A 12,156-nucleotide genomic window follows, 5' to 3' on the forward strand; every position below is an offset into this window, starting at 1 on the left:
AAAACGTCCCTAATCCGATGGCGGGCGCATCGAACCGGTTCGAGCGCCTCCCGGTTCTTGGTGGGGACGTGAGCTGATTGCTCGTCCGTAAAATGCGATTGATTTCACTCTAGCCAACCTGTATCAAAACCGATACAGTGCACCCCGATGAAGGTGATTGAATGGCTTGGAAGCAGTAGGGCGGATGTTCGAGCGTTTCCTGACGATGCGCGGATAGAGGCCGGCTGGCAGCTCGAACTTGTCCAGCGCGGCGACGATCCCGACGATTGGAAGCCTATGCAGATCGTGGGGGCCGGCGTCAGGGAAATCAGAGTCCGAGAGGCATCCGGAGCGTTCCGCGTCATGTATCTGGCAACCCTAGAGGACCGCGTTTTGGTGCTTCATGCGTTCCAGAAGAAGACACAGGCCACATCCAAGAAAGACCTCGATCTGGCGGCTCAACGGCTAAAACGATGGAAGACAGAACGATGAATGTAGAAATCTATGAGAACGTCTGGGACGCCCTGGCGGACACCGAACAGGAGGCAGCAAACCTTAAAGCGCGCTCGGCGCTGCTCTACGAAATCCGTAAGGCAGTCCAGCGTTGGGGCATTCCCCAGGAGGAAGCCGCCAAGCGGCTCGGCCTGACGCGCCCTCGTATCAATGATCTGCTGCGCGGTAAGCTCGCCAAGTTCTCGCTTGACGCGCTCGTCAACATCGCCGCCTCCGCTCACTTGGATATAGAAATCCGGGTGAAGGAGGTTGCATAATCACGAGGTGTCTAATCCTCGCCTTTCCTCGGAGTACATCCGCGTTTGGACGCGAGCGTGGGCCGAACGGAGCGCTGCCAGAGCCCCGGCTTAGGGAGCAACGAGCCTACGCGGTGCTGCATGGCGAGGTGACTATTGCTTTTGCGGCTTATGTGAATCCGGTTCCTCGCCATCCACGGGTGAGGTGTTGATGCTTTTCGATTGCAGGCGCTGCAGCTCTTCGAGACGTTCGCCCTTGACCGTGTTTGGATCGAGCCGTTCGGACGGATTCTGCGCCAATGCGCGAGCGGCCTCGCTTGCAGCCTGCGCCTCGCGAGCTTCCTTCGCCGCGATGCTTTCGGCATTTCGAACCATTTCGCGGTCTTGTGCAACCTGCTCAAGCGATGTCGGATCGATTGAGCCGGCATGTTCATCACGAAGTTGTTGCTCGATGGCACGATTGCGGATTTCGTTCGCGCGCTGTGCCTCTAGGTGCTCCGTAGCGTCGATCTCACGTGCACGATTTGTGAGCTGCACGGCCGCTGGTTCGTGTTGAGCAGGACCATATTCTTGTCGCGCCTTTTCCCAAGCATAATCTTTAACATGTTCAGCAAAGGGCTCATCTTGTTCCGCGTTTCTTTTCGAATAGAATTCGTCATCTGAGCGTTGCACGGATCTTGCGAACGCCGCTACGTCAACATCCGTCCATTCCGACGGATCTTTGATCCTATACTGTTCATCTTCCATCTCCCATGCTCTTGCGATAAGCGCTTCATTTCGTGATCCGGCGATCTGATGCGCTTCTTCATGCGAAATGTGCGTCACACCGCGTTCCTGCAGTGATTTGAGATCCGTCCGGATCGCCAATAGCTCCATGGTGGGCGCTGCCCGCCGCAAGAACTCCGCTTTGTTCTGGCCGTTCATCATGGCCGCTGTCTTGTTAACGGTCTCGTTGATCTGTTTCAGGTTTTCCCGCATCTGGTCCGCGCTGGCATCTGAACCCATTCGAACACCCTTTCCATCTCGAATAGCGACCACAACACTACCTGATCGGACAGCTTGCGTCATCCGATCAATTAATTGACTCGCCATCGTGTTATCCGGCTGAGCAGCTGCGACGGAGCGCCAGTCCCGAAGGCTTGCCTGGGTGGCCCGCAGCTGGCGCGCCGAAATCGGTATCTTGATCGGGTTGGCCCTCGCGTAGTCGATCCGTTGTCGTGCTTTCTCGATGACGTGCGGGTTTGCACGGGCATAGGCGCGGTCCCGCGCCTCCCTACCTGGCCGCGGCTTTTCGGCCGTGGCCACGATCGCCTTGTCGCGCGTACCATAGCTTTGTGATGACGCTCGATAGGCCGCGGAGGTCGCGACGATTTTCATGCCCTGCGCTTGTGCGTGCTGGGCATAGAGAGCGCGCCATTCGCGAAGCTGGGCCGGACCTGGTCGCAATCGCTGACCATCCTCACCCTTCACCGCGACGATGGCATGGACATGAATATGGCCGCCCTCCTCGGCCATATCGGCATGCATCCCAAAGGCGAATTTGTGATTGGGGAACTGTTCATGCAGGAACCCACGTGCGGCCCTCACCAGGGCGTGTCCGTCCTCGCCTGACTTGGCCGACAGGATCATATGCATGGTGTCACGAGGCTTGTAGGAATTCAGCGTCTTGTCCCAGGACTGCGCGGTCTGCCGGACCGCCTCCTCAGACGCGATCGTGACGCCGTCGGCGCCGATCGCCGCTCCGTCATGGGTAAGGCGCGAGAGCTGGAACACGACACCAGCTTTGCCGTGGCTGGGTTCCCCAATCGGCTTGACCGAAACAGTATCCTCGTTGACCCCAAGCTTCTCGGCGATCCGCGAGGCGATCATGGCCCGGGTCGGTGCCGAGAACTGGCGATCCTCCTGGCGCCGATCGGAAAAGTGAAACCGATGTTTCTTCTTCTCGTCTCCGTTCTCGCCCCGCTCGACGCTGTGTCCGGCCATGGTCGCGACGACACGCGCGACGCTCGATCCGTCCTGCAGCGTATCGATACGATAAGCGAAACCGTGGCCGGCGAAACCAGCCTGAACCGCCAGTGAATGGCGCTCGGCATTCTCCTCTCCAGCCACCGAAAGCCGGAACGTCGCGACATCGTCGCTTTCCCGCCGCTTGTCGAAGCCCTTGCCCCACTGTTTCATTTCCTCGGCAACGGCCTCCTGCGTTGCCAAGATACGCGCGTCATGCGTTTCGGGCGCGACGCCCTCCTTCTGGATATATTGACCGATGGCGGCTGCCCTTGTGACGCCATGCCCGTAGGAAATCACCTTCAGAACCGCCGGCTGATACCCGGCCGCCAGCCTGTCGGCAGCGGCCCTCGGTGCAGGTCCGTCGGCGAGCTTCCGCCGCTTCGTTGGCAGGGCGAGGTTCAGTCGCCCGGCTTTACCGCGCGGCGGCTCCAGCTCCTGGGCAGACGAGCGCGGCACGGCCGGTTCCGGTGGCTGGCTTGCCTCGGAACCGCCCTCCCCCTTCCGGCCGCGAACCGTCTTGAACAACCAATCATCGTCGTTTCCAGCAAAGGACAACATGGCCTGATGCCGGCGCTTGCGGTTCTCGTCTTCAAAAGCTGCGCTCGCGCGAATCCGATCGGCGATAGCCTGTATGGAGGACTCGTCGAGGTTCACGCGTTCTCACCATCCAGCAGATGCGCCGCCTTCCGAAGTTTCAGGCCATGCGCGATCGTCATCGCCGTCAATTCGGCGTCGACGGCTTTCACTCTCTCATCCAGTGCTTCCCATATCGGCAACGCCGTCTCCATGGGGACAGCATCGCCGGAATGAATGGCATGCAGAAGCTGGCTGAGATTTCGGCCAACCATCCGGACTTGCGAGGCCAAGGCCGCGACAGTGCGTGAATTCTCTGCCGACAGAGCGGGGCCGACATCCAGGCTGGCCCGGATGATGCGTCGCAACGTCTCCGCCCGATCAAGCTGGAACACCTTGCAGGCCTCGTCCAGGAGTGCGCCCGCCTCCGGCCCGATATCGATCCGGGAGCGCTTTCGAGTGTCCTTTTGGGCGGGGCTGGTGCCGAAAATTCTCGCCATGGCGGATGGGGCCTCACGTCGAAGACGGTCCAGGTCGAAGCGAAGCGACGACCTGCTCAGCCAATTTGGACCCAAATTGCGTATCTTGTCAATTCACGATGCAACATTATAATGAGCTGATGACTCGCTAATCCATAACCATCTATGCCTTCTTGAGCATTGCACAGACACGCAAATTTATATTATTACATAGGCACTTAGGCGCATATGCACCTTGTTGCATCGGCGCATAGGCAAAATGCAAGAAAGTCACTTTGGCGCCAAATTGCCTACACGCATTGACGCCAAGGTGACGCGACATTTGGAAAAAACAATGCCGGAACAACGCGCGGTGCAAATCACAGTGGCCTCTCCCAAAGGCGGGGTCGGCAAGACCATGACCACCATCCTGCTCGCTGGCGAATTCGCCGCCGCCGGTCATCGGGTCACGGTGCTCGACACCGATCCACAACTGTCCGCGGTGGAGTGGAGCAAAAACAGTCGCCGCGCCGGGTACGCTCTTTCAAACATCGACGTCATCCCCATCAGCTCGACCGACGAACTGATCGATCGCCTGGCGCAATCCGACACCGAGGACCTGCTGCTGGTGGATGTCCAGGGCACGGCCGTGGCCGCACTCGGCCCGGCCGTCGCCAACGCCGACTTCGTGTTGATTCCGACGAAAGCGCACGTCTTCGATGTCAAGCAATGCCTCGGTCTGATCCGGCACATCCGCTCACTTGGCGGACGCCACCGCGAAATTCCCTACGCGGTGATGCTCAACATGGTTTCCGGGATCGAGCACAACACGATGGCCTTCCGCACAGCCATCCAGCTGCTGCGGCAGGCCGACGCCAGCGTGCTTGAGACCTTTTTGTCGCAACGGCCGACCTTCGCCTCAATCGCAACCGCCGGGACGCTTTACGAAGTCCAGCCTGTGAACAAGGCCGTCGAGGACGCTCGCGACCAGACGAATGCCCTGACTGCCGAGATCATCCGCAAACTGAACGGAGCCGCCACGCAATGAACGAGAAAAGCGATCGGACCGCAAACCAGCTGCCGCTGCCCGCCTTGAAACCGCGTGCCCGTTCGGATGATCCGTTCTCGCGCAACATGGCTGCCATAGTGGAATCCAGCATCGGCGAAACGGACAGGCTGGAGCAGCAGACGAGAGCCCAGTCTGCCAGAGCGGCGAAAGCGAAGCTCGAAAGGCCAAAGGCAGACGGCGAGACAGCCCGGCTGCACACACGCATTCCGGTCCCGCAGATGATCGAGCTGCAGGTCCATTGCGCGCGCAATAGAACAACCATGCAGGAGGTGGTGCAGGACCTGATAACGGAATTCCTTGCCCGGCAGCCGAAGTAGCGAGACGCGCCAATCAGCGTCGATTTTCGTTACGACCGACCACGCATGACTCGGGCCCAACAAGGATTCGCTACATCTCTCCGGGAAAGCCCTCAAAGATGCTGCTGAACGACTGACGTTCGGTTCCATCCATCACGAGAGTGAATCGATCCGCGTCCGCTGATTCAAACCATTCGTTGGACGCGCGCGTCCGGCTGCGCGATTCTGTCCCCCATGATCGCGCAGCTCTATTGCCTCTGTATTGAACGCCGCGACGCGGATCGGAACATGGCGCGCTTCTATGCGCTGTCGATCGAGGAGACTCTGTTTCGCTTCGGGGGCACGCAGCCCGCAGCCGGGCGCGCCCTACACCTATGTGACGACCAAGAATTTTCTGTCGCTATTTGGGCTTGATACGCTGCGCCAGCTACCGGATTTGGAGGCGCTCGAGGACACAGGGCTGCTATCGAAGCAGAAACTTCTCGCGGGGGACATTCCGGCAGGACTGGTTGGCGGGGCGGGCGATGCCGAAGAAGGGCCGGAGGACAATGTCGTTGAGGACCAGATGTCGTGAGCGGGCGTTGTCGCGTTGCGACCACAGAGACAGGCGATGACTCAGGACCAGGACGACTGGTCGTGCGGCAGCCGTTGATCGGGATCGTGAACCGCGGCATGGTCGCCGTCGATAAGATTGGCCGGAAAGATCACCAGATTGGTGCCGCCGGCATGACGCAGCGACGGAAACAGGATGCCGCGAAGCCAGGCGGTGATGACCAAATCCGCGAGCTTCCACGAAGGCGGGATCTTCTTGTCGATGCGAGCGATCTGGCGCCAGGCACAATCCCACTCCTTCCACGCGCCGTCCCATATGTCCGGGTCGAATCCGGGCGAAAGATCGGCCACCTCGGCGAGCGTGATCTTGTAAGCGGCAAGGGTGGCAGGCGGAGTGATGCTGGCACCCTGCTTGTATTCATCGAGCGCTGTCTGGGCCGAACGGGACAGATAGAGCGCCTCGACGCCTGGCCGGTTGAAGCGCCCGCCGTCGATCGCCGCGCCTGCGCCACTGATGGGCAGGAAAGCCCATTTGGGTGTCAGATAGCGATGGAAGATTTCGTCCGGCCCGACGCGGGTGACGTTCACCCGCGCGCCCCGTTCTCAAGATCCCGGATAAAAGCCAGAACCGCCTCGACCTGGCCGTCCGCGACGAGCTCGGCCGCCGTGCGATGGCCATAGTCGGCAATCGGTTCATTGCGGTACCAGTAGATCGCCTTGTCGACTTCGCCGGTGAGTTCCGTCGCGGCCGAGATCACTTTCACCATTTCGCGCATCCGGCCCTGCAGGCGCTCCGATGACGGGTTACGGAGCGTGTTGCGGTGGACACCGGTCAACTGGGCCAGGTTGGCCACCTTCACACCCAGCGCCTGCGACAGGCGCTTCGGCGAGATATAGGGTGTGCGCGGCTCCTGCAGGCTGTCGACAAAGCCTGAAACCACCGTGGAATGTGCGAGCTGTGCGTGGGCCATGACAAATCTCCGACCTCTCATACGCACAATATATGCACATTTAAACGCATAGCAAGTGAACAGTGACTTGGCGCCTTCCAGCGCCCTGTTTGTCCTTCCTCATCCTCGTAGCGGTTGCCAGCTGGCGGCAGCAATGCGCCCCAGAATCGGGCATTGGGGCTCCGAGATGGAGCCCGCGAAAGCAGACACCACTTTCGAATTTGTCGAAGTGCAGGAGGAAGCCAAGTCGCCGCAGAAAACCTGCGGTACCCGCCAAAAAATATCGCCCTCGATTTGACCTCCGGCGTGACTAAGTAGCGACCAATTCGGCGATTTTGGCGGCGACTTCCGCCATCGACTCTTCGGCAGTATTCAGCCCGGCTCGAGAGGCTAACAGGAGGCTGACCTGCTCAAGCTCTTCATAGGTCGTTCCGTGAACAACCGGGACGAGCCGCTCCCGCCGGAGTAGTGCCGAAAGCTCTTTGTCTGCGATGCCTTCTGCCGGGAGGCGTCGCAACATAGCCGGCGTCACCAAAACGATACCGACGCGCGAATTCACCAAGCCCTTGTCGATCGCCCGCATCATCGGCACCCCGAGGCCAAGGTCTTTCTCGCTGAACCACACGCGAACACCACGCGCTTCGAGCAGATCATGCAGTTCCTTAGCGGAGCCCTGCCTGTCATCCCACGCGTGACAGAGAAACACGTCTCGAAGGTCAGGCTGCGACGCCGCTAGGTTCTCGACGTTCTCGCGAACCGGCGTGAGCGCCTGCACTTGTTCAGGCGTGTACCACACAGCCGAACCGGCTCCCGACCAGCGCGGCTTTGAGGTGCGGCGCCCCGACCCGCCGCTGCTCCTTGAGGAGGAGGAGTATGAAGGGGACGAGTATGATCCGGAGCTGCTGTAGCCGCTGCCGTACCCGTGGTAACCGCTATAGCGGCCATAGCGGCTCCCGCATGCAGGACAGTCGGCTGCGGCGGCCGATGAGCGATGGCCCCTTACTGGTGCAGTGCATCTAGCCACGTCTTTTCTTCTCCTTCACCAATCCGCAGCTCGCCGAGCCAACGCATTCAGGGTCGGTATGTGAACATCCCCGATCGCAGGGCCGCATCGCAGGGGGCATTGCTTTCCCTGCCCCCCTGCGCGATTCTCTGTCATCAGAACATGCTCGGAGTGAGCAGTTACCGTGTCAAGGTACTTCCCCGTTCTCAGATGATTGAAGCAGTTGCAAAGCGGGTGAGTTCTGATGATATTGCGAGAAGGTTTGGGACTTCGTCTGATCTCGTTGACTAACGCCTAAAGCGCCTGGTCTCTGTGTCAAGCGAAGTAAGGATTTGACCCCCCTATTGCCTCATCCGAGCGTTACCGAGCGCAGTAGTATCGACATGGCGCGGGCGCGATGTCGCCAGCCGGAAGTCAGTGATCTTGACACTCCCACAGGTCGCACTTCCGGGGCCGTTGCCGATGTGCACTCAGCGTTCCGGCGGCCCGCGCAAGCGCAGTAGAAAAGGGCAACACCTGCCCTTGTGGCTTACCGCTTTGCTTTCCGCCAACCGGCGGCCACCGCCTCTTCCTCGCTGCAGAACCACCGCTCTCCCTTGCGAGTCGTAATTAGGGTGCGATCGTAATACTCTTGGCCGGGCATGTGATAGATGTGCTCACCGCGAGCGTTGATGTTGCCCTTGATGTTGCAGGCACTGGGCGACGCAGCGAGCAGGGGGGGCGACCGCCGATGGCGGTTCATTGTCAGCGCGATGCTCGGCACGCCAATCCCAAGGCGCTTCAAACGTTCCTGCCCAGATGCCAACCCTTGCCGCCTTGGCCTTCTCCTGCACCATGGCGTAGGCACCTTGGCTGTATTTCGGCCAATCAAGAGCTTGGCCGTTCTCGACCATCCAGACGGCGACGCTGACCCCATCGGCCCGGCTACAATTGCCGACATAGCGGCCGTAGCGATCCCATGACACAAACATGCACTGGGTCGGTCGGGAGGCGGCGAGAAAGGCATCGAGCGCGGCGGCAGACTTGACGCCACATTGATACTGCAAGCCATTGGCGTCGTCGCACTGCTGTGCTGACTCCGGTGCATCGATACCATTGAAGCGAATGCGTTGGCCGTGGATCTCGATCGTGTCGCCGTCGATCACAGATGCGACCCCAGCAATTGCTACCGGTCTCGGCCTGATTAAGTTCTGCAGATTGATGTCCGGCGGCAATCCGCTGGTATGCATGACAAACTGAGTCACAAAAGCGGAAGCCGCAGCTACGGTCACCAAGACCAGCCGCATCGGCACGTTGGCCCAGCGTCGTACCAGCGAGCGTCTTGCGCCAGTACACTTGCGCCACGGGCTCGACCGATCATCGTAGCGGGATTTATCCAAGCCCCTTCTCCCCGGCGGGGAGAATGCGCCCTGAATACACGGAAAGTCCAGAATCTTATCGGAGCCGCTCAACGGCTCGCCTGTCGTGAAGTAGAAGGGACATTGCCGCTCTATCTGTCATGACACGGCTCTGGATTTGCTCAATCGGGCGGCACCATGGCGAGCGCGCACGAGAGTGGGCAAGGCTCGTGCAGCGACCTGCGCAGCAGGCGCACGGAGGAGCCGAAACACGTCAGCTTTTTGGTGAGGCCGTCCGGCCCTTGCGGCGGACCGAAAAGCCGTAGGCTCAGGTGGCAACAGAGGGGACACCGGATTCCGATAGGGGCCCGCGTCGGTTTGCCGTCTCGGCGAGACTGCGATGCCGACGGAGCAGCACGCCCGAAAGGCGACGCTTCTTGCTCCGTCCGCCTGCCGGCGTTCGTTTGGGAGCGGCCAAAGGCCCCGCCTTGCGGCGGAGCCCTCGTCGAGGCGATCAGTCCCGGTTGGGGCGAGACCAGATCAGCTGCAGGCCTTCCTCGCCTTCCACCTCGATCAGGGTGGCGTAGATCGGAGCGGGGAAGCTCGGGTCGTCCAGCTTGACCGAGAGGTAGTCGCGGCCCTCGTTGGAGACCTTCTGCCAGGCGGCTCCGAGATCGACGCTACCCGAGTAGACGCGGAAGTGAGGGCCTTTGTCGGAAGGGTTCTCGACGCGGATCAGCTTGGCCTTGACGTTGAGGTTGAGGGTCTTGATGGCTCCGGAAAAGCCGGAGTTGCCGTTTGAGGTGAAAGTGCCGATGGTAGCCATTTGTCGTCTCCTTGAGTTTCTCGGGCCGCGACCACCGCGACCTCGATGGCGGTCGACAGACCGGAGGCGATCGGCCCGCACCCACCGGGGTTCCCATTGCGCGTGCGCAATGGGGTGGTCCTTAGGGCCGGAACGACAGTGAAGGGCAGCCAGGGCGCGGCTTTCTTGTTCCGCGCGGAATGATGGCGAAGCCAGCAGGGGAAGAAAGTCGCGACCGGCTGTTGCGGGCTAGAGAACGAGGCGGAGCGAAGCGAAGACGGCCTTCGGTCAGACCAGCCACATCGAGGACGCAGGTGGTGCGCCCTTCCACGAAACCGCGGCCACGGACGACAGGCGAAGCCTATCGGCATGATCACCGCAACCGCAGCCACGGTGGGGCGCCATCAAGCCCGGCCGTCCACGTCACGCGTCATTGCAGAACGACGGCCCATAGCCGGAAAGATGCGCCAGCCTCCTCATATCGGTCGAACGACGACGAGGCCGATAGGCGAAACAGCAGCCAAGCAACCTGCTGCTTCAAGCAGGAACGGCCCGTAACGGTCATGGACATAGGCATCTCGGACAGGGCGCCGGCACGGGCCGGCTGATTGGCTCCGGCCCCTAGGTTACCGCTCTGACAGGGGCCAGCCGCAAGGGGGGCCTTCAGCCTGATGTGCAGCCCGGTGTGCTGAAGCCAACGACGCTTTCCAGGCTGGACGATCACACGCCGCACGTCCCTTCACATTCATTTGGCAACAAGTCGAGCTGGCCTGTGCCGTCGACAAACCGACTTCGCCAAGGGGAACGCCGGATCGGTGCAGAAAGACCTCGCCGCCGATACCACGCAGGCCGGTGCGAGTTGCCGGTCAACGTCGACAGCACCGGGGACATGCCTCGGCGTCATTGTCACGCATGGATCGCGAGACGCTATTGGCGTGGATGGGGCAGCCGATGCAGGCGCTTTTCGGCGGATTCCGAGCCATTGAGTGGCGACCGGATGCAGCAGCGAGCGCCCGCGCGTGAGGCTAGCCGGCGCGGGATCGTTTCGATCCGCCGGCTGTGGTCGTGCACTGCCAGCGGGTCATGCCGATCAAGACATTGGCGCGCCGGTCGACGGTGCGGGTAATAGCGGGAACCGATGCCCAACGCTTGCCTACGGCGAGCGTCGAGGAGATTTCGCGCAAATTGCAGCCGAGACAAAACCGGAAACGGGCAGCACATTCGGCGACATAACTAGAGACAGCGACGGGTTTCCAGCACGCATCGGCGAATATAGTGCAATCCAGCCGCCCGAAATGCCATGTGCCGCCATCAGGGCGAGCGCGCTCGATTGCACTCCCCCGCCGGGGCTGAGCACGCGAAGGCGGATCGAGGAGGGCTCGGCGCCCTCCCCTTGCAACGCGGAGCGCGTAATGTCAGGCCGCCCTCCCCAATTCTTTCGCCTGCGGCTGGAGTTCGTGGAGATAATTGACCGCGCGTTGCGCGTGGGCGGCTGCCTGGAAGATCGCGCGCTTGTCGCCGCCCAGCAAGCTGGCCCACCCCTGAATGTAGGCCGCATGATCGGGCCTCGGCTCGAGCTCGGGGACGATATCGAGGTCCGCGCAGAGCATGGCGGCGCCAAGCTCGACGAGCAATTCTTCGCGCGCGCGGTCCGTGCGGTCTTTGTGGTAACGGCTGAGGTCTCGGTTCAGTCGATGGGGAGCCGCCGTCCAGTGCAGGGTTTCGTGCGCGCGCGTAGCGACGAACGAAGCCATGTCCCGGAAAAATTCCGGGGACGGTAGCTGCACATGATCGGAAGAGGGAGAATAATAGGCCTTGTCTCCGCCATACCGCACGACCGCTCCAGTATTGTCGAAAAAGCGATCGGCATGCTCGATGCGCTGGACAGGATCGGTAACAGGATCGGGCGCCGCGTAGTAGTGGGCCGGCAGACCCTCGATCTGGTCGGCGCAGAACACCGTATAGGCTTTCAGGAACGGAATGCCCCGTTCGACTTCTTCGCCATGAGCATTGGTTTCGGTCCTGGTGAAGCGGCTGGCATAAACCACCATGGAGCCGGTCTCCCCCTTGCGGACATGACCCCCCAGTTCGACGCTCTGCTTGAAGGTTATCCACGTCGAACAGACGAAGCCTTTCGAAGCGGCCTCCGACCACAGAAGCAAGGTATTGATGCCCTGATACGGAAGGCCATTGTGGCGTAGCGGGCGCGTGATACGACCCTTCGCATTGCCCACGCTCCACGGCCTCACCCATGGGCGCACACCCTTTTCCAGGTCCGCGACGATGCGATCGGTGATTTTCGCGTAGATGTCGACGCGGGGCTTGTTGCTATTCTTGTCCATTTCAAACCTCCATTCGAGGCCGCGCCGATCGCGGCC

Annotated in this window: 13 protein-coding genes and 1 pseudogene; 5 read left to right on the plus strand and 9 right to left on the minus strand. The window is 61.0% G+C overall.

Annotation, left to right across the window (positions count from 1 at the left end; translation table 11 throughout):
• The first annotated feature begins 147 nt into the window (after positions 1-147).
• A complete protein-coding gene (locus FCU66_RS31015; protein WP_136621818.1) occupies positions 148-471 on the plus strand; it encodes a type II toxin-antitoxin system RelE/ParE family toxin in 324 nt (107 codons plus the stop codon).
• A complete protein-coding gene (locus FCU66_RS31020) occupies positions 468-749 on the plus strand; it encodes a helix-turn-helix domain-containing protein (protein WP_006205593.1) in 282 nt (93 codons plus the stop codon). The genes FCU66_RS31015 and FCU66_RS31020 overlap by 4 nt, the downstream gene beginning before the upstream one ends.
• Before the next feature lie 132 nt (positions 750-881).
• On the opposite strand, the gene FCU66_RS31025 is transcribed toward FCU66_RS31020, so the two are convergent.
• On the minus strand, positions 882-3,389 hold the full coding sequence (locus FCU66_RS31025) for a relaxase/mobilization nuclease domain-containing protein (protein WP_136621817.1): 2,508 nt from the start codon (positions 3,387-3,389) through the stop codon (positions 882-884).
• Positions 3,386-3,703 (minus strand): hypothetical protein, encoded by a 318-nt coding sequence (locus tag FCU66_RS31030; protein ID WP_168992158.1) that lies wholly within the window; start codon positions 3,701-3,703, stop codon positions 3,386-3,388. Before FCU66_RS31030 ends, FCU66_RS31025 begins: the two co-directional genes overlap by 4 nt.
• A gap of 418 nt (positions 3,704-4,121) precedes the next feature.
• Between FCU66_RS31030 and FCU66_RS31035 the strand changes: the two genes are divergently transcribed.
• From FCU66_RS31035 to FCU66_RS31050, 3 genes and pseudogenes are all read left to right on the plus strand, one after another.
• On the plus strand, positions 4,122-4,814 hold the full coding sequence (locus tag FCU66_RS31035) for a ParA family protein (protein ID WP_136621815.1): 693 nt from the start codon (positions 4,122-4,124) through the stop codon (positions 4,812-4,814).
• Complete coding sequence (locus tag FCU66_RS31040; protein ID WP_136621814.1) at positions 4,811-5,152, plus strand: hypothetical protein; 342 nt, start codon at positions 4,811-4,813, stop codon at positions 5,150-5,152. Before FCU66_RS31035 ends, FCU66_RS31040 begins: the two co-directional genes overlap by 4 nt.
• Before the next feature lie 310 nt (positions 5,153-5,462).
• Positions 5,463-5,705: pseudogene (locus FCU66_RS31050) on the plus strand (SMC-Scp complex subunit ScpB); the annotation flags it as partial.
• A 41-nt stretch (positions 5,706-5,746) separates the two neighbouring features.
• Here FCU66_RS31050 and FCU66_RS31055 read toward each other — a convergent pair.
• From FCU66_RS31055 to FCU66_RS31085, 7 genes are all read right to left on the minus strand, one after another.
• Positions 5,747-6,271: an RES family NAD+ phosphorylase gene (locus FCU66_RS31055; protein ID WP_136622796.1), complete on the minus strand. Its 525-nt coding sequence runs from the start codon at positions 6,269-6,271 to the stop codon at positions 5,747-5,749.
• Positions 6,268-6,654: a hypothetical protein gene (locus tag FCU66_RS31060; protein ID WP_136622795.1), complete on the minus strand. Its 387-nt coding sequence runs from the start codon at positions 6,652-6,654 to the stop codon at positions 6,268-6,270. The genes FCU66_RS31055 and FCU66_RS31060 overlap by 4 nt, the downstream gene beginning before the upstream one ends.
• A 289-nt stretch (positions 6,655-6,943) precedes the next feature.
• A complete protein-coding gene (locus FCU66_RS31065; RefSeq protein ID WP_309486639.1) occupies positions 6,944-7,429 on the minus strand; it encodes a toll/interleukin-1 receptor domain-containing protein in 486 nt (161 codons plus the stop codon).
• A gap of 736 nt (positions 7,430-8,165) precedes the next feature.
• Positions 8,166-8,378, minus strand: a complete 213-nt coding sequence (locus tag FCU66_RS43005) for a sunset domain-containing protein (protein WP_484177840.1) — start codon at positions 8,376-8,378, stop codon at positions 8,166-8,168.
• Entirely contained in the window at positions 8,293-9,015 is a 723-nt protein-coding gene (locus tag FCU66_RS31070) for a thermonuclease family protein (protein WP_246094108.1), read from the minus strand. The genes FCU66_RS43005 and FCU66_RS31070 overlap by 86 nt, the downstream gene beginning before the upstream one ends.
• 472 nt (positions 9,016-9,487) lie before the next feature.
• Positions 9,488-9,799 (minus strand): DUF736 domain-containing protein, encoded by a 312-nt coding sequence (locus FCU66_RS31075; protein WP_027054589.1) that lies wholly within the window; start codon positions 9,797-9,799, stop codon positions 9,488-9,490.
• 1,394 nt (positions 9,800-11,193) lie between these two features.
• Entirely contained in the window at positions 11,194-12,120 is a 927-nt protein-coding gene (locus tag FCU66_RS31085; RefSeq protein WP_136622793.1) for an ArdC family protein, read from the minus strand.
• Between the last annotated feature and the right edge of the window lie 36 nt (positions 12,121-12,156).

This window comes from Mesorhizobium norvegicum, assembly GCF_004919685.1.
GTDB classification, from domain to species: Bacteria; Pseudomonadota; Alphaproteobacteria; order Rhizobiales; family Rhizobiaceae; genus Mesorhizobium; species Mesorhizobium norvegicum.